The sequence below is a fragment of the Flavobacterium hercynium genome, assembly GCF_002217285.1.
Taxonomy (GTDB): domain Bacteria; phylum Bacteroidota; class Bacteroidia; order Flavobacteriales; family Flavobacteriaceae; genus Flavobacterium; species Flavobacterium hercynium.
On sequence record NZ_MUGW01000036.1, the window covers coordinates 25,421 to 52,333 of the forward strand.

The window sequence follows — 26,913 nt, forward strand, 5'->3', positions numbered from 1 at the left end:
TGAATACTAAGTAACTATCCTATTCGAAGTCCGTTTTCTACTTTAAAGTCGGGTGCTAATAATATAACGTCTCCCTCCTCGCCTACTGCGCCAAGAACAAGGCATTCACTCATAAATTTCCCGATTTGTTTTTTAGGAAAGTTAACTACTGAAACGATCTGGCGATTTACTAAATCTTCTTTTTGATAACGTTTGGTAATTTGAGCCGAAGATTTTCTGATTCCAATTTCGGCACCAAAGTCTATTGTAAGTTGATAGGCAGGTTTTCTGGCTTCAGGAAAATCATTTACTTCGATAATTGTACCTACACGCATATCTGTTCTTTCGAATTCACTCCAGGTTAAATCCATATTATATTTTTAATTTTTAAATATTTTAATGTTATAAATATTCTTACTAATTCTATAACATATTTTATTGGTTCCGTTTCTACTTTTACAAATGTAAATGAACAAGTTAACATTTAAAAATTTATAAAATGGAAAATAACGTACTAAATACCGACCAATCGCTTAGAGATTCTCAATTTGATATTCAGCATCCCAATACAGATAAATTTATAGAGACTGCACATAATGTCAAATTATATGTAAAAGATTATGGTAAAGGAAAACCGGTTATTTTAATTCATGGCTGGCCGCTTTCGAATGAAATGTGGGAATACCAAATCGATTTTCTGGTTCAAAACAATTACAGAGTAATTGCTTACGATCGTCGTGGATTTGGTAAATCTTCGCAACCTTGGGACGGATACGATTACGATACGTTAACAGATGACCTGAAAGAAATTATCGAACAGCTTCAATTAGAAAACGCAACGCTTGTTGGTTTCTCAATGGGAGGTGGTGAAGTAGTTCGTTATTTTAGCCGTTATGGTGGAAAAGGCGTTACGAAAGCAGCTTTAATTTCCTCAATTATTCCATTTTTATTAAAAACAACTGACAATCCTGAAGGACATCCAAAAGAAAAAAGCGACGGAACTGCCACAGCTATTGCAGAGGACAGAATTGGATTTGTAGATAACTTTGGAAAAACCTTTTTTGGGATTAACATTATCAACAAACCATTGAGTACTCCTTTATTGGAATATTACAGAATGTTATGTTCTTTTGCTTCGCCAAGAGCTACACAAAAATGTGCTGAATCTTTTTCTTATACTGATTTTAGAGATGAATTAGATTTTATCAAAGTTCCTACTTTAATTATTCACGGTGATGATGACAAGATTGTACCGATCGATCTTACTTCTAAAAAAGCAGCCGAAGGTATTCGTAACAATACGTATATTGTTTATGAAGGCGCACCACACGGCTTATTTTACACAGATAAAGATAAATTAAACAATGATTTATTGAGTTTTTTAAATTCGTAAACATTTCCATATAAAATCAATAGAAACATCCAAGGAGCAAAATACAATTAAAGTAAAATGCTCTTTGGATGTTTTTTTATTACTGATGCTCTTTTTTATCCGGAATTTAAATTTAAATTTGAATTAAAGAATATAAAATGGCACGAACTTCTTCAAACATGTTACCTCTCGGAACAATTGCTCCAAACTTTAAATTAAAAGATACGAATTCTAATAATACGTATTCTTTTGAAGATTTAAAGGGATCAAAAGGTACACTGGTTGTTTTTATGTGCAATCATTGTCCGTTTGTACTTCATGTACTTAGCGAAATCATCATGATTGCTAATGATTATCGTGTTCAAGGACTTGGTGTTATTGCAATTTCAAGCAATGATATCGAGAAATATCCACAAGACGCTCCCGAGATCATGACGGAATTTGCTTTTCAGAACAAAATAGACTTCCCTTATTTATTCGACGAAAGTCAGGAAGTAGCCAAAAGTTATGACGCTGCCTGCACACCTGATTTTTACTTGTTCGACAATCAGGATCGTTTGTTTTACAGAGGTCAATTAGACGATTCCAGACCTAATAACGGAATACCTTTAAGTGGAAGCGATTTGCGAAGCGCTATTGATGCTTTAATCTACAACAGAACGCTTAAAGACCCGCAAAAACCAAGTTTAGGGTGTAATATTAAATGGAAATAATCTCCTAAAAATAACATTACTATCCTTTAAAAAAGTTTAGTTATCTTTGTAGATCATCAAAAAAATAAAATTGTGAACAATCTATTATTTACAGCATCTTGTCATGCGTTTTCTTTTACAGGAAAACCGCTTACGGCTGTATTTGTTTCACATAGCAAGGCCTTTATCAATTAGGCCTCCGTCTATTTCATTTTCTCTTTCAGGCGGAGGATTTCTTTACGTTTACCGATTCATTTTTACTTAGCGGAACTTCCTCCTCTAAATAGTTTTTTATTTAAATCATTTTTCAAACAATAAATTGTTTCTCCATTAGAACCGGGAAACAGAACTACTTTTTATAAACTTTAATTCATTACTTATGAAACCAACACCTATTTTTAGTAAAACAGATTATACTCTTTTAAGAGAATTGATCCTTAAAAGTAAAAATTCAACCAACGCAAAAGAAGCGGGACAACTTTCGCACGAATTAGACAGAGCTATAATTAGTAAAGAAAATAATCTTGAAGATTCAATTATTAGAATTAACTCGTTTGTAACTGTTGAGGATGTAAAAGCCAATAAGCAAATGAAGATTCAAATTGTATTGCCATCGATATCTGACGTAAAGGAAGGAAAAATATCTGTTCTCGCTCCCTTAAGCGTTGCTATAATTGGGTTTAAAGAGAATGATATCGTAGACTGGGAATTGCCTGCGGGAATAAAAACTTTAAAAATAGTTGCTGTCAGCAATATCTAATTTTATAAACACCTCCATTGCGAAGGTGTTTTTTTATATACTATTGTAAAAAAAGCTTATATCGTTACCTTGAACATCACAATTGTGAGTCGATATAATTTGAAACAAAGACCATTTCTGCGTCTTCTAAATTGGTAAACTTTTGCATTTTTACTAAAATAGGCTTCCACTCTTCTTTTGTAAATGTCTTAGGCTGAAATAATTTATGGCAGCCTGCACAATTCTTTTCATACAAACTCTTTCCTTTTACTAATTCCGGTGCTAACTCCGTAACTTTGACTTCTGCTGCAGAGGAAGATACTGTAGAAGCAACCGGCGCCACAGGAGTTGTTGCTACTATTTTTGGAGTTCCACACGAAAAGGCAAATAAAACTATAACAGCTGCGAATATGATTTTTAATTTCATTAATGTTTTTTTTAATGGCGTAAATATAAAAAAAATCCCATTCGGCCAGCGAATGGGATTGTATAGTAGAAATAATTAAAAATTTTAGTTTTTAATTATTTTACGTCCATTAATTCAACATCAAAAATCAAGGTAGCGTTTGGTGGAATTACTCCTCCAGCACCTGAAGCTCCGTATCCTAAATCAGATGGAATTACAAAACGAGCTTTGTCTCCAACTTGTAATAATGCGATACCTTCATCCCATCCTTCGATAACCTGACCTTGACCTAATCTAAATTCGATTGGTTTTTTACGTGGGTAAGAAGAATCAAAAACTTTTCCGTTTTCTAATGAACCTTCGTAATGTACTGAAACTGTTTTACCTGCTTCCGCTTTTTTACCATCACCTTTTTGAATCATTTTGTAACGTAATCCGCTTTCTGTTTTATCAAAACCAGCAGCAAGTTGCTCCATTTTAGCTTCAGATTCTGCTTTTAAAGCTGCATCACGCTTCAAACGAGCACCTTTTAAAGCAATAAAAGCCTCAATTGCATTCCATTTTTCAGCTTCTTCACCAACTCTAATAATTTCTAAAGTCTGAAGTGTATCACCTTGTGCAACAGCATCAACAATATCCTGACCTTCGATCACGTGACCAAAAACAGTGTGTTTTCCGTCTAACCAAGAAGTTGGAACGTGTGTAATATAGAATTGAGAACCATTACTTGCAGGTCCTGAATTTGCCATTGCTAAAACTCCCGGACGATCGTGTTTTAAACTTGGGTGAAATTCATCATCAAATTTATATCCTGGGTCTCCAGTTCCAGTTCCTTTTGGGCAACCTCCCTGAATCATAAAATCAGGTATTACTCTGTGAAATGATAAACCATCATAGAATTTTTGTCCTTGTGGTTTAACTTTATTCTCCATATTTCCTTCTGCAAGCGCTACAAAATTACCTACAGTTCCAGGAGCTAAATCGTGTGCCAATTTTACTAAAATTGAACCTTTGCTAGTGTTGAATTTAGCGTATATTCCGTTTTCCATTATTGTTATTTTAAATTTTAATGCAAATTTACAAATTAATTTTTTATCAATTTGTGGTTTCTATTTTTTAGAAGAAGACTTAAATGTAACACCGTAAACCACCAAAGATAATAGTGATAAAGCAGCACATCCGATCGTTACAGCATGCCATCCGCCTAATTTCCATAATAATAATCCGTATGCTGTACCAGCTGCCGTTCCTAAAAAACTAAATGACATAAATACAGTATTTAATCTGTTTCGTGCTTCCGGTAATAAAGAGTAAACTCTTGTTTGATTGGAGATATGAACACCCTGAATTCCAATGTCTATTAGAACAATCCCAATAACTATTCCTGCGATACTTTCTATTGAAAAGTAAAATACGATAAAGCTAATCAGCATTAACAAGCAACCATAACCTACGGCAACTCTTGGACTTCCTTTATCTCCCATTTTACCTACCAAAGGCGCTGCCAAAGCTCCTGAAGCTCCTACAATTCCAAAAAGTCCAATGTGAGAACTATTCAAATTAAAAGGAGATTCCGAAAGCAACAATACCATTGTAGTCCAGAAAGCGCCAAACTGAGCAAAACAGAAAACATTGATTAAAGTAGCTTCACGCAAAAGTGGCTGTGTTTTTATTAATGTAAAAAGCGATTTAATTAATTGCCCGTAGGTTCCCTGAAATTGAGGTCTGTTTACCGGAAATTTATTTTGAATTACAAAAAAGATCAGCGTACAAATTCCGGCGGCAATCAAAAACATAGATCTCCATCCCAGAATCTGACCAACAAATCCGCTTAATGTTCTGGAAAGCAAAACTCCAAGAAGTAATCCACTCATGATGGTTCCGACAACCTTCCCTCGTTCTTCCGGTGCAGTTAATGAAGCAGCCAGAGGCAAAATAAGCTGTGGAACAATAGAGGTGATTCCTATAAGTAAAGAGGCTATTTGCAAAACTAAGAAACTCTTTGCCGTAGCTGCAATTATCAAAGCGACGACAGAGGCTAAAGTCGTAATTAGAATTTGCTTTTTTCGCTCAATTTTATCACCTAACGGAACCATAAAAAACAGTCCGATGGCATAACCTCCCTGAGTCAGATAAGCTATTGTTCCGGCATTGGCTTCGGGAATATTAAATTCTTTGGCAATTAAAACAATTAAAGGCTGGCAGTAATACAGGTTTGCAACTATAAGACCAGTGCAAGCTGCCATAAACAAGACATTCGTTTTAGTTAAATTCATGTTGCAAAAATACTATTCTAATTAGTACCTGAACTTAAAAAAGAATACAAAATTTTCTAATTAGCGTATCTAATTTTTACTTTACTGCTAAAAATTATTGATTTCCAAGTCGTTATTATTTCAAAAAATCTTCTCTCATCGGACTAAATACATCTGTCAAAAGTCCACTTTCTAAACAAACCACACCATGAACAGCATGAGGCGGGATATAAAAACTATCTCCTTCTTTTAAGGTTTGTGTAACACCACTGATTGTAACATCGAATGTACCACTCGAAATATAGGTTACCTGAGAATGATAGTGTTCGTGCAAAACGCCAACACCACCTTTTTCAAAAGCAACATTTACCAGCATAACTTTATCATCGTAGGCGAGAATTTTGCGTTTGATTCCTTCCCCAACCACTTCCCACTCAATATCATCTCCTTTTATAAACTCTTTACTTGTTCCCAAACTTTGCATATCCGTTATTTTATAATTTTTACAAAAATAAGATTTTTAGACGATTATCTTTTAGACCTGTTTTTTGAAATGAAAATAAAATCAGGTAACAGAATTTCATTTCTGTTATTACAAATTAATTCCGACTAACTTTTTAATATCAACTTCCTGAGGAGGCGATTGATCTTTTTCCGTTTTTATGGCATTGACCTGACCATCTTTGCCTACATATACATAGGTAAGATCCCAATGATTAGAACCTGCAATCCCTGTATTATTACTGGAACCATTGCCAGAATTCGTATAAATCTGATCTCCATAAATTAATACTTCGCCGTCTTTATAATTTTCGATAGTTCGTACAGGAGGTCCCCAACTCTTAACAAGATCTTGCTTTGGTTTTCCTACCCATTGTGCGGTTGTACTTTTTGTGCCTGAACATGATAGATGAAAAATCAGTATCAATGTGACTAAAAATATTTTTCTCATAAGACTGTGGTATTATTTTAGAAATCGAATTCCTATAAAAGTAGAGGTTATTTCTTAAAAAACAGCAGAAAATACAAATGAAAAGGTTAAATTAACATTAAGAAAAGCACCATCATCTAAATATTTCTTAAAAAAAATAATTATCTCCCAACATCAAGTTAGTTTACTTTCCATTTTTAAAATCTTTAATTTCTCAACTTTTAACTTTGTATCTTTGCCTTTAAAATTTTGAAAAAATAAAATGCGAATTGATATAATAACGATTTTGCCGGAATTACTCCGAAGCCCTTTTGAAGCTTCGATTATGAAACGTGCTATAGATAAAGGTTTAGTCGAAGTACATTTTCATAATTTAAGAGATTACACAACCAACAAACAAAAAAGTGTTGATGATTATCCTTTTGGCGGAGGTGCCGGAATGGTTATGACCGTACAGCCAATTGATGCTTGTATTACACATTTAAAAAGCGAACGCGAATACGACGAAATCATTTATATGTCGCCAGACGGAGAAACGCTTAATCAAAAGATGGCGAATACCATGTCTATGTATGAAAACATCATTATTTTATGCGGACATTATAAAGGAGTCGATCAGCGTGTTAGAGATCATTTTATTACTAAAGAAATATCTATTGGAGATTACGTTTTATCCGGAGGAGAATTAGGTGCTTTGGTTTTATCTGACGCCTTAATACGATTGATTCCAGGTGTTTTAAGCGACGAAACTTCGGCATTGACTGACAGCTTTCAGGATAATCTGCTTTCCGGACCAATATATACAAGACCAGCCGACTACAAAGGATGGAAAGTCCCTGAGGTTTTAACAAGCGGTCATTTTGCCAAAATCGACAAATGGAGAGAAGATATGGCATACGAACATACCAAAAATAGACGCCCGGATTTGCTTGAAGAGTAATTTGTGGTTTGTTGTTTTGAGTTTATTGTTTATTGTTTTTGCTTTTGAGTTTCAGGTTTCAGGCCTAAAGCTTAAAGCCTATCGCGTAAAGCTTAAAAAAAAAGCAATTTACAATTTATAATTCATAATTATTTTCTACATTTGCACCCGAATTAGACTAACCTCTGGCGAAATCCGTGAATGTTGCTCTATATAAAAACAAAATTATAAGATACCATGGCAGATTTAATGAAATTCGTTCAAACCGAATTAGTTGCTAAAAAAGATTTCCCTGTTTTCGGAGCTGGAGATACTATCACAGTTTACTACGAAATTAAAGAGGGTGAAAAAACAAGAACTCAGTTTTTTAAAGGAGTTGTTATTCAAAGAAGAGGTTCTGGAAACACAGAAACTTTTACTATTCGTAAAATGTCTGGAGCTATTGGAGTTGAGCGTATCTTCCCAGTAAACTTACCAGCTTTACAAAAAATTGAAATCAACAAAAAAGGAGCTGTACGTAGAGCTAGAATTTTCTACTTCAGAGAACTTACTGGTAAAAAAGCTAAGATTAAAGATAAAAGAAGATAATCATTTATCACTTTATTATAAAAAACTCGTTTCATGTATTGTGAAACGAGTTTTTTTATGCCTTATTTTTCAAAATGACAAAACTGTAATATTTTAATATCAAAATCACCAATTTCTCAATATAATGACCTCGAAATAACAATCTGATAATTCCTGTAATTCTCCCTAAAACGCAACCGTTTTCGGACTGTTTTTATTATATTTGCTCCGCTCGTTTTGAGCCGACTAATACCATTTACATCACTCCCAACAGTGATACGATTATAAAAAAAAGAAAAAAAATGACAAAAATTTCAAAAATTGTTTACACGTTAACTGATGAGGCGCCTTTATTAGCGACTTATTCATTTTTACCTATTGTACAAGCATTTACAGGCACGGCTGGAATTGCGATTGAAACAAGAGACATTTCGTTAGCAGGAAGAATTTTATCAAACTTTCCTGAATCATTAACAGATGCTCAAAAAACTGGAGATGCTTTGGCTGAATTAGGTCAATTGGCAACACAACCAGAAGCAAACATCATAAAATTACCAAACGTTTCTGCATCTGTACCGCAATTAAAAGCAGCTATTACAGAATTGCAATCTCACGGTTACAAAATTCCTAATTTCCCGGAAGATCCTCAAAACGATGCTGAAAAAGAAATTAAAGCAAAATACGCTAAAGTTTTAGGTTCTGCTGTAAATCCGGTATTACGTGAAGGTAACTCTGATCGTAGAGCTCCAAGAGCAGTAAAAAACTTTGCAAAAGCAAATCCACATTCAATGGGTGCATGGTCTGCTGATTCTAAAACAAAAGTAGCTTCTATGCCAAACGGTGACTTCTACGGAAGTGAAAAATCACTTACTGTTGCGGAAGCTAATGCTGTAAAAATTGAATTCGTAGCCAAAGACGGTACAACTACTGTTTTAAAAGCAAGTACTCCACTTAAAGCAGGTGAAATCATTGACAGTTCTGTACTGAATTTAAATGCCTTAAAAACTTTTGTTGCCGGTGCAATTGCCGAAGCAAAAAAAGAAGGTGTTTTACTTTCTGTACACTTAAAAGCTACAATGATGAAGGTTTCAGACCCAATTATCTTTGGTGCTATCGTTGAAGTATATTTTGCTGACGTTTTCAAAAAATACGAAGCTTTATTCGCTTCATTAAACATCGACACCAGAAATGGTTTAGGAGATGTATATGCAAAAATCGCAGGAAAACCTGAACAAGCTGAAGTTGAAGCTGCCCTTACTCAGGCAATCGAAAACGGACCTGCTTTGGCAATGGTAAATTCTGACAAAGGAATTACCAACTTACACGTTCCTTCTGACGTTATCGTAGATGCTTCTATGCCGGCTATGATTCGTACTTCAGGACAGATGTACAATAAAGAAGGAAAACAACAAGATACAATAGCTGTTATCCCGGATCGTGCTTATTCTGGAATCTATACAGCAACAATCGATTTCTGTAAAAAACACGGTGCTTTTGATCCTAAAACAATGGGAAGTGTTCCTAACGTAGGTTTAATGGCTCAAAAAGCAGAAGAATACGGATCTCACGATAAAACTTTCCAAATAAAAGCTGATGGTGTTGTTCGCGTTGTAGACAACAAAGGAACAGTATTAATGGAACAGACTGTAGAAGCTAATGACATTTTCAGAATGTGTCAGGCAAAAGATGCTCCTATTCAGGACTGGGTAAAATTAGCTGTAAACAGAGCTCGTTTATCTGATACTCCTGCTGTTTTCTGGTTAGACGAGAACAGAGCACACGACAGAGAATTGATTTTAAAGGTTCAAAAATACCTTAAAGATCATAATACAACAAACTTAGATATTCGCATCTTAAACCCAATTGCCGCTACAGAATTTACTTTAGACAGAATCATCAAAGGTTTAGACACTATTTCTGTAACAGGAAACGTTTTACGTGATTATTTAACAGATTTATTCCCAATTTTAGAATTAGGAACTTCTGCTAAAATGTTATCTATTGTACCTTTAATGAATGGTGGTGGATTGTTCGAAACTGGTGCTGGAGGTTCTGCCCCAAAACACGTTGAACAATTTACTGAAGAAGGCTATTTACGTTGGGATTCATTAGGAGAATTTTTAGCTCTTGGTGCATCGTTAGAGCACTTAGGACAAACTTTAGACAATTCTAAAGCAATTGTTTTAGCTGAAACACTAGACGAAGCAAACGATAAGTTCCTGGCAAATGACAAATCTCCTGCTCGTAAAGTTGGTCAGATCGACAACCGTGGATCTCACTTTTACCTTGCATTCTACTGGGCTCAGGCTTTAGCTGCTCAAAGTAAAGATGCTGAATTAAAAGCTATTTTCTCTCCAATTGCTTCAGAATTTGAAGCAAACGAAGCAAAAATAGATGCTGAATTAATTGAAGCTCAAGGAAAAGCGCAAACTCTTGGTGGTTATTACCAGCCAACTCCTGAATTAGTAAGCAAAGCAATGCGTCCAAGTGCTACTTTTAACGCTATACTTTCAAAAATAAATTAACATAATATTTTATTAAAATTTTTAACAAAACATTTTAATAAAATCCTATTTGACGTCAAAATGTCATAAAAAACAGAAAAAGACAACGTAAATGTTGTCTTTTTTTTTACCCTTAAATGACAAAATAGTGTCTTTCATATACCACATATCTTACTATTTATCAAACATTAGAGCAACATAAAAAAAATAAATTTAAACTTATTTTACGATTAAAGGTCTTTAATATATTAATTAGAGACAACATTCAACACAACACAATACTCTTTAACAAATATTTAACAGTTGACGTTAATTAGAATAGGTAATTATGCATAATCAAAAAAATAATGTTATGCTTATAAAAAAAATTACTCTATTGATTTTTCTTACATTTACAAGTCTTGCGACCTACGCGCAGCAAAAGTTTACTGTAAGTGGTACTATTAGCGATTCTAAAAGTAATGAAACCTTAATTGGTGTCAATATCTATGTTCCAGCACTAAAAATTGGTACAACAACTAATGAATATGGATTTTATTCCTTGACAATGCCTGAGGGAGAACATGAAGTTGAAATTTCGTATGTTGGATATGAATCCATTCAGGAAATGATCGTTTTAAATGATAACTCTAAAAACAATTTTTCATTAAAAGAAAGCGGTCAGGAACTTCAGGAAGTTGTTATTTCCAGCAAAAAAGGAAAACTTAATATTAGAACTGCTGAAATGAGTACCAACAAACTTTCTATTACTGCCATTAAAAAAATGCCGGTTGTTATGGGAGAAGTTGATATTTTAAAATCACTTTTATTACTTCCGGGTGTTACCAATGCAGGAGAAGGTGCTTCTGGCTTTAATGTTCGAGGAGGAGGTGCTGATCAAAATTTAATTTTACTGGATGAAGCGCCGGTATTTAGCACTTCACATTTATTTGGATTTTTCTCTGTTTTTAATCCGGATGTTATTAAAGATTTGAAATTATATAAAGGCGGAATTCCTGCAAAATTCGGAGGAAGAGCTTCTTCAGTATTAGACATTCATCAAAAAGACGGAAACAGTAAAGGTTTTCATGCTAGTGGCGGAATCGGATTAATTTCCAGCAGACTCTTGGTAGAAGGTCCTTTAGTAAAAGACAAAGCTTCATTCCTGATTGGAGGAAGAGCTTCTTACCTGCATTTGTTTCTCAAGTTATCAGAAGAAACTAAAAATACCGGTCTTTATTTTTATGATTTAAATACTAAATTTAACTACAAAATAAACGATGATAATAGCTTATATCTTTCTGGTTATTTTGGACGTGACGTTTTAAACTTAAACAATGTATTCAATAATACTTACGGAAATTCAACACTAAACCTTCGTTGGAATCATCTGTTTTCTGATAAATTATTTTCTAATCTGTCTCTTGTATACGGTGATTATAATTTTGGATTAGGCCTCAAAGCTACCAATTATCAATGGGATTCCGGAATCAAGAATTACAATATTAAATATGACCTTAAAAATTACATTTCAGATAGTTTCAAGCTGAACTATGGTTTAAATGGCATTTATTACGAATTTAATCCGGGAACCATAACCGGAAGCGGAAATTCTACTATTAATCTGCAACAGTTAGATAAAAAATATGCTTTTGAGCCAGCTGCTTATGTAGATGCAGAAACTAAAATCTCTGAAAAAATTACTGCTTCATACGGATTACGTTACAGTTTGTTTTATCGTTTAGGAGGTTCTACAATCAATTATTATGACAATAACAACCCTCTAATTTTCAATTCTGATTTGCAGATTTATGAAAAAGCAAAACCTGTTGCGACAAAATATTTTAACCGAAATGAAGTTGTTCAAAATTATAACAACTTAGAACCTCGATTTGGTGTTTCATATCAGTTAAGTGATGATGCAGCTATAAAAGCCAACTATAACAGAATGGCACAATATCTTCAATTAATTTCGAATACCTCATCTCCTACTCCTCTTGATGTATGGATGCCAAGTGATACTTACATTAAACCTCAGATTGCGGATCAGGTGGCGTTAGGTTATTTTAAAAACATAAACGACGGAACTTACACTCTTGAGGTGGAAAGCTATTACAAAAAAATTAAAAACAGGCTGGATTACATTGATGGAGCCAATTTAATTGCTAACAATGCGATCGAACAAATTGTTTTAAATGGACAAATGCGATCTTATGGTGTTGAATTCTTACTTAAAAAGAACGAAGGTAAACTGAACGGATGGATTTCTTATACCTTATCAAAATCAGAACAGCAAACTCCGGGAAGAACTGCCGAAGAAATAGGAATTAATGACGGAAAATGGTATAATTCTGTTTACGATAAAAGACATAACTTAGCTATTACATCATCTTATACACTAAATGAAAAGTGGTCTTTTGGAACTAACTTTGTTCTGCAATCAGGGCAGCCTGTCACGTATCCTACAGCTAAATATGAGTATATCGGAGAAACCGTTCCGGATTACAGTTTAAGAAATCAATACCGTTTGCCAGCGTATCATCATTTAGATATTTCGGCTACTTTAACACCAACCAAAAATAAATACAGAAACTGGAAAGGAGAATGGGTTTTTAGTATCTATAATCTATACGGCAGAAAAAATGCCGCTTCTGTTCATTTCGCTGATAATCCAAGAACCGGTGATGGTGAAGCAGTTAGAACTTCTATATATGGAATAGTTCCTTCTATTACTTATAATTTTAAATTCTAAAAATTACATTCTATTAAGAAATAAAAAATAAATCATGAAAAATATAACTTTTTTAATCGTATTTCTTACATCGCTTTTTTTGACAAGCTGTGAAGATGTCATTGATGTTAATTTAGAAACTGCTGCGCCAAAATTAGTAATCGAAGCATCTATCAATTGGGAAAAAGGAACAAGTGGTGAAGAGCAAATCATAAAATTATCGACCACAACAGGTTATTTCGATAAAGTAATACCGAAGGTTTCCGGAGCTGTAGTATTCATAACCAATAGTCTAAATGAGCAATTTGACTTTGTTGAAATACCTTTAACCGGACAGTACGTTTGTTCTAATTTTGAACCTGTAATCGACGAAAAGTATACACTAACAGTTATTAATAACGGAAACACGTATACTTCAACCGAAACTTTGCAGGCTGTTACTCCTATTACACGCATAGAACAAAATAACAATGGCGGACTTTTGGGTGACGAAATAGAAGTGAAAGCTTTCTTTAATGATCCTGCAGATCAGGATAATTTTTATATGTTCACACATAAATATTCAAATAAAATTTTAGATGATGTTTATGTAATCGAAGATAAATTCAATCAAGGTAGTGAACTTTCAAGTAATTCAGATAATGCTGATCTAGAAACCGGGGTAGAAGTTCAAATTACCCATACCGGAATTTCAGAACGATACTATAATTACATAAGAACTTTCCTTAGCACTACCGATACTGGTGGTGGACCTTTTCAATCGCCTCCTGTAAAACTGAAAGGAAATATCGTTAATACAACTGACAAAAATAATTATCCTTTAGGCTATTTCTCAATTGGAGAAACAAAAACAGTAACCTATATCATTGAATAATTACAGTTAATTTAAAACTATCATCTTTTTGACGTATAAACGTTAATCCTTCTATTGTAAAAAAGACAACGTAAAAGTTGTCTTTTTTTTCCTCAGCAAAAAAACAATATTATGCATATGAAAAAAAATACTCTATTGATTTTTCTAATATTTACAAGTCTGGTGACTTACGCTCAACAAAAATTTACGGTAAGCGGTACTATTAGCGATTCTAAAAATAATGAAACCTTGATTGGTGTAAATATATATGTACCAAATTTAAAAATTGGTACTACTACTAATGAATATGGTTTTTATTCTTTAACAATTCCGGAAGGAGAACATGAATTTGAAATTTCGTATGTTGGATATGAATCCATTCTGGAAATGATTATTTTAAATGATGACTCCAAAAACAATTTTTCACTAAAAGAAATTGGTCAGGAACTTCAGGAAATTGTTGTTTCCGGTAAAAAAGGAAGACTTAACATCAAAACTGCAGAAATGAGCATTAATAAACTTTCTATTACTGCCATTAAAAAAATGCCTGTTGTTATGGGAGAAGTTGATATCTTAAAATCCCTTTTATTACTTCCGGGTGTTACCAATGCAGGAGATGGTGCTTCAGGCTTTAACGTCCGTGGAGGCGGTGCTGATCAGAATTTAATTTTACTGGACGAATCTCCTCTATTTAATACTTCTCACTTATTTGGTTATTTATCTGTTTTTAATCCCGACGTTATTAAAGATTTGAAATTATACAAAGGAGGAATTCCTGCCAGATTTGGAGGAAGAGCTTCTTCTGTATTAGATATTCATCAAAAAGACGGAAACAGTAAAGGTTTTCACGTAAGCGGAGGAATTGGATTAATTTCAAGCAGACTTCTTGTTGAAGGCCCTATAGTAAAAGATAAAGCTTCATTTTTGATTGGAGGAAGAATTTCTTACTTAAAACCATTACTTGAATTATCACAAGAAACTGCAGACACCTCTCTTTCTTTTTACGACCTAAACAGTAAATTCAACTATAAAATTAATGATGAAAACAGCTTGTTTCTTTCCGGTTATTTTGGTCGTGACGCCTTTGCCCTAAATAAGCATTTCAGTAACAATTACGGAAATACAACTTTAAATCTTCGCTGGAATCATTTATATTCTGATCAGTTATTCTCCAATCTGTCTCTTGTATACAGCGATTATTATTACAGACTGGGTATGAACGTAAGAAAATATGCCTGGGATTCCGGAATCAAAAATTATAATATTAAATATGATTTTAAAAATTATATATCAGATACCTTCACCCTTAATTATGGTTTAAACGGAATCTACTACGATTTTAATCCGGGAACTATCAATGGGATTGGAGCATCTACTATTGATTTTAAGCAATTAGATAAAAAATATGCTTTTGAACCTGCGGTTTATGTAGACGCTGAAAGTCAAATATCTGAAAAAATCAGAATTTCATATGGCTTACGTTACAGTTTATTTTATCGTTTAGGAAATTCAACCGTAAATTATTATGCGAATGACAATCCTGTAATTTTCAATTCTGACTTACAGATTTATGAAAAAGCAAAACCTGTTTCCACAAAACAATTTGGACGAAATGAAGTTATAAAAAATTACAACAATTTAGAGCCACGATTTGGTATTTCATATCAATTAAATGATGATGCTGCTATAAAAGCCAACTACAACAGGATGGTTCAATATCTTCAACTCATTTCAAACACCACATCTCCTACTCCTATCGATATCTGGACGCCTAGTGATAATTATATCAAACCTCAGATTGCAGATCAGGTTGCATTAGGTTACTTTAAAAACATAAGCGACGGAGATTACTCTGTTGAAGTTGAAAGTTATTACAAAAAAATTCAGAACAGACTGGATTACATTGATGGAGCTGATTTAATTGCTAACGATGCAGTTGAACAAATCATTTTAAATGGCCAGATGAGATCTTATGGAGTTGAATTTATGCTTAAAAAGAATGAAGGTAAACTGAACGGATGGATTTCTTATACTTTATCAAAATCAGAACAACAAACTCCTGGAAGAACTCCTGAAGAAATAGGAATTAATGACGGAAAATGGTATAATTCTGCTTATGATAAAACGCACAATTTAGCTGTTACAACAGCGTACAATGTAAACGATAAGTGGTCTTTTGGAGCTAACTTTATTCTGCAATCGGGACAACCGGCTACTTACGCTACATCATCATATCAGTATGGTGACAACTTAATTCCTGATTACAGCTTACGAAACCAACACCGTTTACCGCTTTATCATCATTTAGATATTTCGGCAACTTTAACACCTCGAAAAAATAAAAACAGAAACTGGAAAGGAGAATGGGTATTTAGCATTTATAACCTCTACAACAGACACAATTCTAATTATATTGAGTTTAGATATCATAATACTTACTCAACCTATACATACGGCATAGTACCGTCTGTTAACTATAACTTCAAATTCTAAAATTACTTTTTGTTTAAGGAATAAAAAATAATAAATCATGAAAAAAATATTTTTTTTAGTATTACTTTTAACACCAATTTTGTTTACTAACTGTACAGAACCTATTGATTTGGAATTAGATAATGACACTCCAAAATTAGTTGTCGATGCCTTTATCGATTGGAAAAAAGGAACTTCCGGTGAGATACAAGTCATAAATCTAACAAGAACATCGGCTTTTTACGATAAAGAAATACACGCTGTTTCCGGAGCAACAGTTTTTATAAAAAACAGTTTAAACGAACAATTTGATTTTTTTGAAACAGAAAAAAAAGGCAAATATCTTTGTACAAGTTTCAAACCTGCTACTGATGAAACATATACATTAACCGTAATTAACAATGGGCAAACTTATGTTGGTACGGAGACTATGACATCAGTAACACCTGTAACACGTGTAGAAAGAAAAACAGGTCCGGTTGAAAAAGAATATGCTTCAGTTGAAGTCAAAGCTTATTTTAATGATCCAAAAGATGTTGATAATTTTTATATGCTAAAAGTAAGTCCTATACATGAAGGTGATCCATCGTTTACCTTAATTTCGGATGAGCTCTTTAAAGGCAAAGAATATTTTAATATCCATTCTGACAGTTACTATGTATCAAATGATGCTGGAAGTAAAGATAAAAGAAAATCAGAATCTTCCTCTAAAATTTCAGCTGATTTGTTTAAAAACAAAAAACATTTCAATAAAAACTCAAAAAAGTTCTTTGAAGACGGAGATGAAGATGAAAATCAAGATGATGAGAACCAAGACGACGAAGATCAAAATCAAGGACCATTCTTTAGTCACAAAGTTACACTTACGAATACCGGAATTTCAGAGCGATATTACAACTATCTTAAAAAGCTGCAAAGTATTGTGGATAATATAGATGATAAATTTAAAGCACCCTCTGTAAGACTGAAGGGAAACATGAAAAATATAACCGAAAAAGGTAATTATCCGTTAGGTTATTTTTCAGTGAACGAATCGGAAGAAATAGTACACGAATTTAATATAGAATAAAAAAAAATATGATAAACAGGATTGAAACTTTAGCTAAAAAAAAGCTTATTGGCAAACATCTTACAATGTCTTATCTCGAAAATAAAACTTTTGAGCTTTGGTGTGGTTTCATGCCACGCCGCAAAGAAATTACTAACAATGTAAACGCTAATTTGTATTCGCTGGAAGTATATCCTGTTGGTCATTTTGATAATTTTGAAGCAGCAGATGAATTTGAAAAATGGGCCGCAGTTGAAGTTGATGATTTTAATGCAATCCCGGCTGAAATGGAAGCACTTACAATTCCTTCCGGATTGTATGCTGTTTTTATTCATAAAGGAGCGGCAGCTGAAGCACACAAAACCTATCATTCGATATTTGTAGAATGGCTGCCCAATTCGCCCTATACAGTTGATGACAGACCTCATTTCGCTGTTATGGAACGTCATTATAAAAAAGATGATCCCCAATCTGAAGAAGAAATCTGGATTCCGATAAAAAACAAAAACTAAACTATGCTGATCGAAATACTAAAATCACTTTATAATCGAGATCTTAACAAACTAAAAGTAGAAATAGAATCGTATCAAAATGAAAATCAACTTTGGGCAATAGACAAAAATATTTCTAATGCCGGAGGTAATTTGTGTTTGCATCTTATCGGAAATCTTAATACTTATATTGGAGCACAACTTGGTAAAACAGGTTATATCAGAAACCGTCCTTTAGAATTTTCGTCGAAAGATATTCCAAAATCAGAATTAATCAAGAAAATTGAAGATACCATTGTAGTTGTAAATAAGGTGCTGGATATTTTAACCGAAGAAGAATTAAATCAAATATATCCTGAGATCATATTTGAAAAAGAAATGACTACGGGTTATTTCCTTGTTCATCTATCTACTCATTTAGCATATCATTTAGGGCAAATCAATTATCATCGAAGATTAGTAGAGGCTTAAATATTAAAATACAAAATGGTAGCATTGGCATTTTATCCTTTTGTACATTTGCAACTCATTCAAAAAAATAAGCATGTCATCACATCATATTGTTCGCGACGATCAGGAACCCGCTTTAATTATTGCTAACGGCGCTGCCTGCAATCCTGAACTACTCGGACAATTACTTGAATGGTCTCCACTGGTTATTGTTCTGGACTCCGCAATTGAACGTGTAATTGAACTTGGAATAAAAATAGATGTTCTGCTGGGCGATTTTGATCGTGGCTTCGATCCTGAAATATACCGAACTTCCCAATATCCTATCGAAATTGTACAAACACCCGATCAAAACAAAACAGATTTAGAAAAAGCATTTGATTATTTAATCGACAGAAAAATTCCGGCTGTAAATGTCGTTTGGGCTACTGGTAAACGCGCAGATCACACGATTACTAACCTTACCAACATCGTTCGATACCGCGATTTACTCAAAATCGTTATTCTTGACGATCATTCTAAAATATTCTTATTGCCTAATAAATTCGAAAAATGGTATACGGCTAAAACGCCTATTTCTTTAATTCCAATTGGTATCGTAAATGGCATTAATTCGGACAACTTAGAATATCCTTTAGAAAATGATACGCTCACCATTGGTTATAGAACAGGCAGCAGCAATGCCGTTGCAAAAGATGGAATTGTATCTATTACTCATACTGACGGCGATTTGTTGATGATGGAATGTATGGATTAATTTAGATTGCTGGATTTTTAGATTGTTAGATTGTTAGACTAGGACTGTTGAATCTTTAGATTGTTGGATCCTTAGAATCTTAGATAGTTTATCGCTTAGATTCTAAAAAACTTTGCTACTTAAACTCTTAGTACCTTAGAAACTTAGCCCCTTAGAGACTTAGCTAGAAACTTAGAAGCTCAGATAAAAAATGACTATCTTTGCACGGAAATTTATAAAATGGAAACAATCGACAATTCTGAAAAAACCAACTTACATCCTCGAAATCTGCATCGTTCACGTTATGATTTTGAACTACTTATTACGAATTGTCCTGAATTAAAAGAACATGTTGCGATAAATCATCACAACATCGAAACTATAGATTTCAGCAATCCCTTGTCTGTAAGAGCGCTTAATAAAGCTTTATTAAAAACATATTACAACATTCAAAACTGGGATATACCTAAAGATTACCTTTGTCCTCCTATTCCGGGAAGAGCAGATTACATTCATTATCTGGCTGACTTACTGGCAACCGGCAACAATGGAGTTATTCCTGAAGGAGCATCTGTTGCAGGATTAGACATTGGTACGGGATCAAATTGTATCTATCCTATTTTAGGAAATGCTATTTACGGCTGGGATTTTGTGGGTACCGATATCGATGAAAAAGCTATTGCAAATTGCAGTAAAATCATTGAAGCTAATTCCAATTTAATTGATGCTATCAGCTTACAGCAACAAATTGAGTCACGCTTTATTTTCAAAAATATAATTACACCCGAAGATCGTTTTACTTTTACAATCTGTAATCCTCCTTTTCATTCTTCAGCAGAAGATGCTAATAAGAGTGCATCAAGAAAAGTGTCTAACTTAAATCCGAAAGAAAAGAGAAAAACAAATCTTGTTCTGAATTTTGGCGGTCAGAATTCGGAATTATGGTGTGATGGCGGCGAAAGCGGTTTCGTAACCCAAATGATTTATGAAAGTGCTAAATTTGCCACACAATGTTTGTGGTTTACTACTTTAGTATCTAAAAGAGAAAATCTCGCTAGTTTCTACAAAACATTAAATAAAGTAAATGCTGCTACTGTACGAACCATTGACATGGCACAAGGACAAAAAAACAGCCGAATTCTTGCCTGGACTTTTTTGAATGAAAGTCAGCAGAAAAACTGGAAATTCTAAGTTGTCATCAAATCTGGTTTCATTGTAATTATGATACTTTAGATTAAAATTCTATTACTTTATCGGCATGTCATTTTCATACCTTTAAAAGTAAATTGAGTTTTATGACAGCGAAAAAATTACTTTTTAAATTAATGCTTTGCCTTTTATTTGTGGGTTGTGCTTCTTCCAAAAAAGCCAAATATGATGATTATATCTTTCACACTAAAAAAGAAAAAGCAACTTACATTAGCTCCTATAATAATTCCCTGAAACTTTGGGGTGTTCCTTATATAGAAGAAGATATAAAAACCAGTTATGGAACTGCACATGTTGTAATTGCCGGTCCAAAAAATGGTAAAGAACTTGTTTTGCTTCACGGAATGGATGCGAGCTCAACGATGTGGTATCCTAATATAAAATCCTTAGCAAAAAATCATCGGGTTTATGCGATTGATTTTTTAATGGAACCCGGAAAATCAACCTTAACTTCAAAACCACTTTCTTCAAAAGAGATTGTGATTTGGTACAATGAAATTTTCTCTCACTATAAATTAAAAAACTTCGATATTGTGGCTGCTTCACGTGGCGGATGGATTGCTACATTACTGGCAAGTCAAAAACAAAATTCAATTGATAAAATAGTTTTACTAAGTCCTGCTCAAACTTTTAAGTTTATTGATAAAGTAGGCAAAACTACTTCGGCATTAATGCTTAAATTATTCCCTAGTGAAAAGAAATTCGGTAAAACACTGAACACGTTTTCGAGTCATCCTGAAAAAATCAGTCCTGTTTACAAAAGACAATTTTACTTAGCCAACAAATACGCAAAATCAAATTCGACTATGCTTAAAATGCATCCTTTTTCCGATGATGAACTAAAAGCGATCGACAATCCTGTTTTAGTTTTAATAGGCGATCACGATGTTATAAACTCCGAAGAAAGTCTGGAAAGAGCCGATAAATACCTTAGAAAAGGCAAAACAAAAATTATAAAAGATGCCGGGCACTTTCTGACCATTGACCAATATCAGCATATTAATGAAGAAATAGTGGCATTTCTAAAATAAGAAAACAATCTCTATCTTTCTCGTATCTTTGTAACTAAGAACTTTTACTTTTCCAAAATGAATTTCCAAGTATCCTCAGAATATAGTCCAAAAGGAGACCAGCCGCAAGCTATTGAAAAACTTGCTCAAGGTATCGTAGATGGTGAAAAATATCAAACTTTATTAGGTGTAACGGGTTCAGGTAAAACTTTTACCGTTGCCAATGTTATTCAGGAAGTTCAGAGACCCACCTTGGTCTTGGCACATAACAAAACGCTGGCAGCACAATTGTATTCAGAATTCAAACAATTCTTTCCTAATAATGCTGTAGAGTATTTTGTATCGTACTACGATTATTATCAACCGGAAGCTTTTATGCCTGTAACAGGTGTTTTTATTGAAAAAGATTTATCTATCAATGAAGAGCTTGAAAAGATGCGTTTAAGCACCACCTCTTCCCTGCTTTCAGGACGAAGAGATATTTTGGTTGTGGCTTCTGTTTCTTGTTTGTATGGTATTGGAAATCCCGTAGAATTTAAGAAAAACGTAATCGAAGTTGCAAGAGATCAGGTTATCTCGCGAACAAAATTATTGCATAGCTTAGTGCAAAGTTTGTATTCCAGAACTGAAGCTGACTTTACTCCGGGAACTTTTAGAATAAAAGGTGACACAGTCGAAGTATATCCGAGTTATGCTGATGACGCGTATCGTATTCATTTTTTTGGAGATGAAATTGAGGAAATAGAATCGTTTGATGCGAAGACTTCACAAGTTATTGAGAAATTTAAAAAACTGACCATTTATCCCGCCAATATGTTTGTGACTTCTCCTGAAGTTTTACAAGGTGCTATTTGGGAGATTCAGCAGGATTTAGTAAAACAAGTAGATTATTTTAAAGAAACCGGAAAACATCTGGAAGCAAAACGTTTGGAAGAACGTACCAATTTCGATTTAGAAATGATTCGCGAATTAGGTTATTGCTCCGGAATCGAAAATTATTCAAGATACCTTGACGGACGTTTACCCGGAACAAGACCTTTCTGCTTATTAGATTATTTTCCAAGTGACTTTTTAATGGTAGTTGACGAAAGTCACGTAACGGTTTCGCAGGTACACGCTATGTATGGAGGTGACCGAAGCCGAAAAGAAAATCTGGTAGAATATGGTTTCCGATTACCTGCGGCAATGGACAACAGACCTTTGAAATTTGAAGAATTTGAGGCTTTACAAAATCAGGTTATTTATGTATCTGCAACGCCGGCTGATTATGAATTACAAAAAACAGATGGTGTATATGTGGAACAAATTATACGTCCTACAGGTTTATTAGATCCTATTATTGAGGTTCGGCCAAGTTTAAATCAGATTGATGATTTAATCGAAGAAATTCAGGTGCGATGCGAGTTAGACGAAAGAGTTCTGGTTACTACCTTAACCAAAAGAATGGCCGAAGAACTGGCGAAATATTTAACTAAAGTTAATGTTCGTTGCCGCTATATTCACTCTGAAGTAGATACTTTGGAACGTATTGAAATTATGCAGGATTTACGAAAAGGTATTTTCGATGTACTAATTGGAGTAAACTTACTGCGCGAAGGTTTAGATTTACCCGAAGTTTCTCTGGTTGCTATTCTGGATGCTGATAAAGAAGGTTTTCTTCGTAACCACAGATCGTTGACACAAACTATTGGTCGTGCCGCAAGGAACCTAAACGGAAAAGCCATTTTGTATGCCGACAAAATTACGGCGAGCATGCAAAGAACTATTGACGAAACCGATTATCGCAGAACAAAGCAAATTAATTATAATACGGAACATGGCGTTGTTCCGCAGGCATTAAATAAGAAAATCGAAAGTGCTTTTACCAAAAATCCTTTGGTAGAATACGAATTAGGACATACACTACCTGCCGCTGCAGAACCGGAAACGGCTTATTTATCTAAAGCAGAATTAGAAAAAATGATTCGCGAAAAACGCAAAACAATGGAAAAAGCAGCAAAAGAATTAGACTTTTTACAAGCGGCTAAATTGCGTGATGATATTAAAAAATTACAGGAACAACTGCCTTAAAAATAGTAAATTACCAATAAAAGTAAATATATTAATAGCTGCCATCTATCAAATAAATGAGCAGCTATTAATTAAAAATCTTTCTATTTGATATCTATTTAAGATCGTTTTAATCTCCTCCACTTCCTATTTCATATTCATCATTTTGATTCGTACGATCTTTTGCTGCATCCCCTTGTGTTTGCCCATGTTCATCATCAGGGTTAACGTTTAAATTTTGCACCAAAAACCAAGGTGCTCTTCTGTCTGAAATTGGATTTCCTGAATTCATAATTTCTAATTTTTAAGTTAATTTTTGATTCTATTCATTATTCCTCTTTACGGCTTTTGTAAATACCGATTTGCTCTATTTTTTTAAGGGTCATAAAAACAGCTGTAGCAATCCCTTATAATTACGTAATTTTAAAAAACAGTTTTCGGGCTATATTATGACCTGAAAACCATATTTTTTCAGTTGCTAAAATAATAAAAAAAATCATACAAATAAAAATTTTACATATTTTAACAAAAAATAAACCGCTTAAAATCAATAAGTTAAAACAAAATATCAACTTTACGAAGTCCCATATAATGACTATTTTTTAAAATTCTAATCTAAAAAAAAGATTAATAAATTGAATCTTTAATTTAAATCTTAAAATTCATTAGTTTTATTAAAAATTTATAAATCCCGAAATGAAATATTATTTCCTCTTTTTATTTTTTTTAATTTTCACTTTTCCTTCTCTGGCACAATTGTCTAAAGATGATTTTTGGAATGCAGAAATAGAGAATTCTTCTGACATTGTAAAACCCTATCTTCTTTCTACACATCCGTTAGGGATTTATATTTCGCGGTTACATCACAATTTTAATGTTCGATCTCCTGATAAATATTCCTTTTCATTTGATGTTTCAAGTGGAAACGTTGTTTTGCCTTATGTAAAATCATACGAACTAACCAATCCTGAAGATCGCGAAGCCTCCGAAAATTTACCTTGGTACAACCGAGAATATGCATTCAATTTAAATCAAGTGCCTTCTAAAATTAAAGAGTTTTCTGCTGATGGCGTTATACGATCATACCGATTTACTTTTACCTTACCTATTACCACTTATCATGAACTGAATTTTAGTCTTCGTGCTAACTCTCTGGATCGTGGTAAATATCCGTTCTCTGTTTTTACTTCGGATGCATCGATAGAATGGTTTCACCGAAATATTGCCGGCGGAAAAGATCCGTTTTCCCGTTATCATTATGGGATCAACAAAGCCGGAATAGCGTATAAGGACGAAAACGGAAAAGTTATTACCATGAATAATAATGACTTTATAATTCCGGGAATTGATATTAATTACAATTTTTATCCCAAATTAGAAATGAACAAAAAGCATCATATCTATCTTAATTTTGGTGCTCAGCTGGGTATTAATACTTCAAAGTATAATCCTTCTACAGATCTTGGTATTTCTTCGTCTATTCTAAAAAAAATGATCTTCAAAGATAAAAATATATTGAGCTTTGGTTTTAGCGCAGGAGCACTTCGTCAGCATTTTATAGAATATGGAGACCGGGTAAATATTAGCAATCAAAAATTTCTATATAGTTTTGAAGGTCTTGTCAATTACCAAGTTAAACTCAAAAATAGTAACCGCATTTCATACAGCATCAATTACAATTTTCAGAGCGCTTACAACAACAAAAAAGATGCTGATTATCTTGTTTTAACCGGAGAAAGAGTAAAAACGCATTGGCAGACTGCGCTATCACATTTATATGAAGATTTAGAAGGATGGAATTTTATGTGCACCTACTCGACTAAGCGATTCTCCTATTTTGTATATTTAAGAGAAGATATAAAAGTAGACAATGCACCTGATCTTCAAACGGGTATAGGTGTAAAAATGTCCATCAAAAAAAGTTAGGAAAGCTTGGTTTATTAATTCGTTTATTAAAAAAAAAACAATTTCACCCGGAATCTCATTACTATGGAACTAATTTTAAGAGAATACAATCTTAAACTAAAACACACTTTTAGAATATCCAGAAAAACAATCGATTTTCAGCCTTCGCTTATTGTGGAGCTAAAAGACGGTTCTTTTTCAGGTTATGGCGAAGCAACGTCGAATCCCTATTACGATATTACGATTGAAATTCTTCAGAATGATATTGAAAACATTCGAGCTGTTATCGAGAATACAAGCAACGAAACTCCTGATGAATTCTGGAACAAAATAAGTCCTTTGCTTGCAGACAATCCTTTTGCCTTGTGTGCGCTCGATAATGCATATCACGATTTGTACGCCCGCAAAAAAGGAAAAAAACTATATCAATTATGGAATTCTAATATTAATACTAATCCGCTAACCAATTACACAATTGGCATAGGAAGTATTGAAAATATGATTACCAAAATGAAAGAACGTCCGTGGCCTATTTACAAAATAAAACTGGGAACTCCTGAGGACATTGCAATCGTTACAGAACTGCGTAAACATAGCGATGCCATTTTTAGAGTCGATGCCAATTGTGCCTGGACTGCTGACGAAACCATATCGTATGCTCCAATTTTAAAAAAATTAGGCGTAGAATTTATCGAGCAGCCTCTTAAAGCAAGCGATTGGGAAGGACAAAAAGAAGTTTTCAAAAACTCCGTTTTACCAATTGTTGCAGACGAAAGCTGTATTACCGAAACTGATGTAGCAAAATGCCACGAACATTTTCATGGTATTAATATCAAATTGATGAAATGTGGCGGAATCACACCGGGCAGAAGAATGCTTGCAGAAGCCAAAAAACTGGGTTTAAAAACGATGATAGGCTGTATGACCGAATCTACGGTTGGTATTTCGGCAATTGCGCACCTATTACCGGAACTGGATTACGTAGATATGGATGGTCCGCTTTTATTGGCTGAGGATATTGCCAACGGTGTAACAATCGTAAATGGTAAAACCTATTATCCGGAAAGAACCGGAACTGGTGTAATTTTGTTGTAACATTTCCTTCTAAAATAATGTACCTTTGTAAAAAATTAAACAATGACAAACAACGATATACTAAAAAAACTTCGCGTGGCTTTGATGCTCCGTGATGACCAAATAGTTGAAATTTTAGAATTAGTAGATTTTAGAATTACAAAATCAGAATTAGGTGCTTTTTTTAGAGCTGAAGATCACCCAAATTATATGGAATGTGGCGATCAGGTTTTACGCAACTTCTTAAACGGTTTAGTTATTCATTTAAGAGGGACGAAGGAAAATCCTAAAAACCCTACTGATGTATTATCAAAGCACAAAGCAGAAATTCCAAAGAAAGATACAACCGACAGACCGGAATTTAAAGCAGCTCCAAAAGATGCTGAAAGAGCAAGAGGTGATCAAAAACCTTCTAAGTCAGCGGCTGCAACTAAAAAACCTTTCAAGAAAAAACCGGCTACTCCAAAAATTCAGGTGGTAGAAAAGGTAGTTTACAAAAACGGAAAGAATAAAAAATCATAATATCAAAAATCCATTCCTAC

26 protein-coding genes are annotated in these 26,913 nt (G+C 33.7%); 19 read left to right on the plus strand and 7 right to left on the minus strand.

Going from position 1 to position 26,913, the window contains the following annotated elements; translation table 11 throughout:
- Positions 1 to 14: 14 nt before the first annotated feature.
- The gene (locus B0A66_RS16730) at positions 15 to 350 is read right to left on the minus strand and encodes a tRNA-binding protein (protein ID WP_089051001.1); all 336 of its coding nucleotides are present in this window, start codon (positions 348 to 350) and stop codon (positions 15 to 17) included.
- Positions 351 to 478: 128 nt separating this feature from the next.
- Here B0A66_RS16730 and B0A66_RS16735 point away from each other — a divergent pair, with 128 nt between their 5' ends.
- The 3 genes from B0A66_RS16735 (at position 479) to B0A66_RS16745 (ending at position 2,803) form a co-directional block, all read left to right on the plus strand.
- The gene (locus tag B0A66_RS16735) at positions 479 to 1,372 is read left to right on the plus strand and encodes an alpha/beta fold hydrolase (protein WP_089051002.1); all 894 of its coding nucleotides are present in this window, start codon (positions 479 to 481) and stop codon (positions 1,370 to 1,372) included.
- Between the two features lie 137 nt (positions 1,373 to 1,509).
- A complete protein-coding gene (locus B0A66_RS16740; protein WP_089051003.1) occupies positions 1,510 to 2,064 on the plus strand; it encodes a thioredoxin family protein in 555 nt (184 codons plus the stop codon).
- Positions 2,065 to 2,422: 358 nt separating this feature from the next.
- Positions 2,423 to 2,803, plus strand: coding sequence for a GreA/GreB family elongation factor (locus tag B0A66_RS16745; RefSeq protein WP_089051004.1), 381 nt, complete (start codon positions 2,423 to 2,425; stop codon positions 2,801 to 2,803).
- A gap of 76 nt (positions 2,804 to 2,879) precedes the next feature.
- Here the strand turns inward: B0A66_RS16745 and B0A66_RS16750 are convergent, their stop codons facing one another.
- The 5 genes from B0A66_RS16750 to B0A66_RS16770 all read right to left on the minus strand — a co-directional run bounded on the left by B0A66_RS16750 (position 2,880) and on the right by B0A66_RS16770 (position 6,371).
- Positions 2,880 to 3,209, minus strand: coding sequence for a cytochrome C (locus tag B0A66_RS16750; RefSeq protein ID WP_089051005.1), 330 nt, complete (start codon positions 3,207 to 3,209; stop codon positions 2,880 to 2,882).
- A gap of 95 nt (positions 3,210 to 3,304) precedes the next feature.
- Entirely contained in the window at positions 3,305 to 4,237 is a 933-nt protein-coding gene (locus B0A66_RS16755; RefSeq protein WP_089051006.1) for a peptidylprolyl isomerase, read from the minus strand.
- A 60-nt stretch (positions 4,238 to 4,297) separates the two neighbouring features.
- Positions 4,298 to 5,434: an MFS transporter gene (locus B0A66_RS16760; RefSeq protein ID WP_244283517.1), complete on the minus strand. Its 1,137-nt coding sequence runs from the start codon at positions 5,432 to 5,434 to the stop codon at positions 4,298 to 4,300.
- A gap of 145 nt (positions 5,435 to 5,579) precedes the next feature.
- Positions 5,580 to 5,927 (minus strand): cupin domain-containing protein, encoded by a 348-nt coding sequence (locus tag B0A66_RS16765; protein ID WP_089051008.1) that lies wholly within the window; start codon positions 5,925 to 5,927, stop codon positions 5,580 to 5,582.
- 108 nt (positions 5,928 to 6,035) lie between these two features.
- Complete coding sequence (locus tag B0A66_RS16770) at positions 6,036 to 6,371, minus strand: hypothetical protein (protein WP_123868254.1); 336 nt, start codon at positions 6,369 to 6,371, stop codon at positions 6,036 to 6,038.
- 265 nt (positions 6,372 to 6,636) lie between these two features.
- Between B0A66_RS16770 and trmD the strand changes: the two genes are divergently transcribed.
- The 13 genes from trmD to uvrB all read left to right on the plus strand — a co-directional run bounded on the left by trmD (position 6,637) and on the right by uvrB (position 23,413).
- A complete protein-coding gene (gene trmD / locus B0A66_RS16775; protein ID WP_089051010.1) occupies positions 6,637 to 7,314 on the plus strand; it encodes a tRNA (guanosine(37)-N1)-methyltransferase TrmD in 678 nt (225 codons plus the stop codon).
- A 216-nt stretch (positions 7,315 to 7,530) separates the two neighbouring features.
- Complete coding sequence (gene rplS / locus B0A66_RS16780; protein ID WP_055098496.1) at positions 7,531 to 7,881, plus strand: 50S ribosomal protein L19; 351 nt, start codon at positions 7,531 to 7,533, stop codon at positions 7,879 to 7,881.
- A 281-nt stretch (positions 7,882 to 8,162) separates the two neighbouring features.
- Positions 8,163 to 10,385 carry an NADP-dependent isocitrate dehydrogenase gene (locus B0A66_RS16785; protein ID WP_089051011.1) on the plus strand — a complete coding sequence of 741 codons (2,223 nt, stop codon included), beginning with the start codon at positions 8,163 to 8,165 and terminating at the stop codon, positions 10,383 to 10,385.
- 331 nt (positions 10,386 to 10,716) lie between these two features.
- A complete protein-coding gene (locus tag B0A66_RS16790) occupies positions 10,717 to 13,095 on the plus strand; it encodes a TonB-dependent receptor (protein ID WP_089051054.1) in 2,379 nt (792 codons plus the stop codon).
- 34 nt (positions 13,096 to 13,129) lie between these two features.
- Positions 13,130 to 13,948: a DUF4249 family protein gene (locus tag B0A66_RS16795; protein WP_089051012.1), complete on the plus strand. Its 819-nt coding sequence runs from the start codon at positions 13,130 to 13,132 to the stop codon at positions 13,946 to 13,948.
- A gap of 111 nt (positions 13,949 to 14,059) precedes the next feature.
- Positions 14,060 to 16,420, plus strand: a complete 2,361-nt coding sequence (locus B0A66_RS16800) for a TonB-dependent receptor (protein WP_089051013.1) — start codon at positions 14,060 to 14,062, stop codon at positions 16,418 to 16,420.
- A gap of 37 nt (positions 16,421 to 16,457) precedes the next feature.
- Positions 16,458 to 17,468: a DUF4249 domain-containing protein gene (locus B0A66_RS16805; protein ID WP_089051014.1), complete on the plus strand. Its 1,011-nt coding sequence runs from the start codon at positions 16,458 to 16,460 to the stop codon at positions 17,466 to 17,468.
- A gap of 8 nt (positions 17,469 to 17,476) precedes the next feature.
- On the plus strand, positions 17,477 to 17,959 hold the full coding sequence (locus B0A66_RS16810) for a GyrI-like domain-containing protein (protein ID WP_089051015.1): 483 nt from the start codon (positions 17,477 to 17,479) through the stop codon (positions 17,957 to 17,959).
- Between the two features lie 3 nt (positions 17,960 to 17,962).
- On the plus strand, positions 17,963 to 18,409 hold the full coding sequence (locus B0A66_RS16815; RefSeq protein WP_089051016.1) for a DUF1572 family protein: 447 nt from the start codon (positions 17,963 to 17,965) through the stop codon (positions 18,407 to 18,409).
- 73 nt (positions 18,410 to 18,482) lie between these two features.
- Complete coding sequence (locus B0A66_RS16820) at positions 18,483 to 19,145, plus strand: thiamine diphosphokinase (protein WP_089051017.1); 663 nt, start codon at positions 18,483 to 18,485, stop codon at positions 19,143 to 19,145.
- A 219-nt stretch (positions 19,146 to 19,364) separates the two neighbouring features.
- Positions 19,365 to 20,315, plus strand: a complete 951-nt coding sequence (rlmF, locus tag B0A66_RS16825) for a 23S rRNA (adenine(1618)-N(6))-methyltransferase RlmF (protein WP_089051018.1) — start codon at positions 19,365 to 19,367, stop codon at positions 20,313 to 20,315.
- Positions 20,316 to 20,419: 104 nt separating this feature from the next.
- Positions 20,420 to 21,364 (plus strand): alpha/beta fold hydrolase, encoded by a 945-nt coding sequence (locus B0A66_RS16830; protein ID WP_089051019.1) that lies wholly within the window; start codon positions 20,420 to 20,422, stop codon positions 21,362 to 21,364.
- Between the two features lie 57 nt (positions 21,365 to 21,421).
- The gene (gene uvrB, locus B0A66_RS16835) at positions 21,422 to 23,413 is read left to right on the plus strand and encodes an excinuclease ABC subunit UvrB (RefSeq protein ID WP_089051020.1); all 1,992 of its coding nucleotides are present in this window, start codon (positions 21,422 to 21,424) and stop codon (positions 23,411 to 23,413) included.
- 109 nt (positions 23,414 to 23,522) lie between these two features.
- On the opposite strand, the gene B0A66_RS22925 is transcribed toward uvrB, so the two are convergent.
- On the minus strand, positions 23,523 to 23,684 hold the full coding sequence (locus tag B0A66_RS22925) for a hypothetical protein (protein WP_165766631.1): 162 nt from the start codon (positions 23,682 to 23,684) through the stop codon (positions 23,523 to 23,525).
- A 404-nt stretch (positions 23,685 to 24,088) separates the two neighbouring features.
- Between B0A66_RS22925 and B0A66_RS16840 the strand changes: the two genes are divergently transcribed.
- The 3 genes from B0A66_RS16840 (at position 24,089) to B0A66_RS16850 (ending at position 26,893) form a co-directional block, all read left to right on the plus strand.
- Complete coding sequence (locus B0A66_RS16840) at positions 24,089 to 25,318, plus strand: hypothetical protein (RefSeq protein ID WP_089051021.1); 1,230 nt, start codon at positions 24,089 to 24,091, stop codon at positions 25,316 to 25,318.
- A gap of 63 nt (positions 25,319 to 25,381) precedes the next feature.
- On the plus strand, positions 25,382 to 26,392 hold the full coding sequence (locus tag B0A66_RS16845) for a dipeptide epimerase (protein ID WP_089051022.1): 1,011 nt from the start codon (positions 25,382 to 25,384) through the stop codon (positions 26,390 to 26,392).
- 42 nt (positions 26,393 to 26,434) lie between these two features.
- Positions 26,435 to 26,893, plus strand: coding sequence for a DUF1456 family protein (locus B0A66_RS16850; protein WP_089051023.1), 459 nt, complete (start codon positions 26,435 to 26,437; stop codon positions 26,891 to 26,893).
- The last annotated feature ends 20 nt before the right edge of the window (positions 26,894 to 26,913 follow it).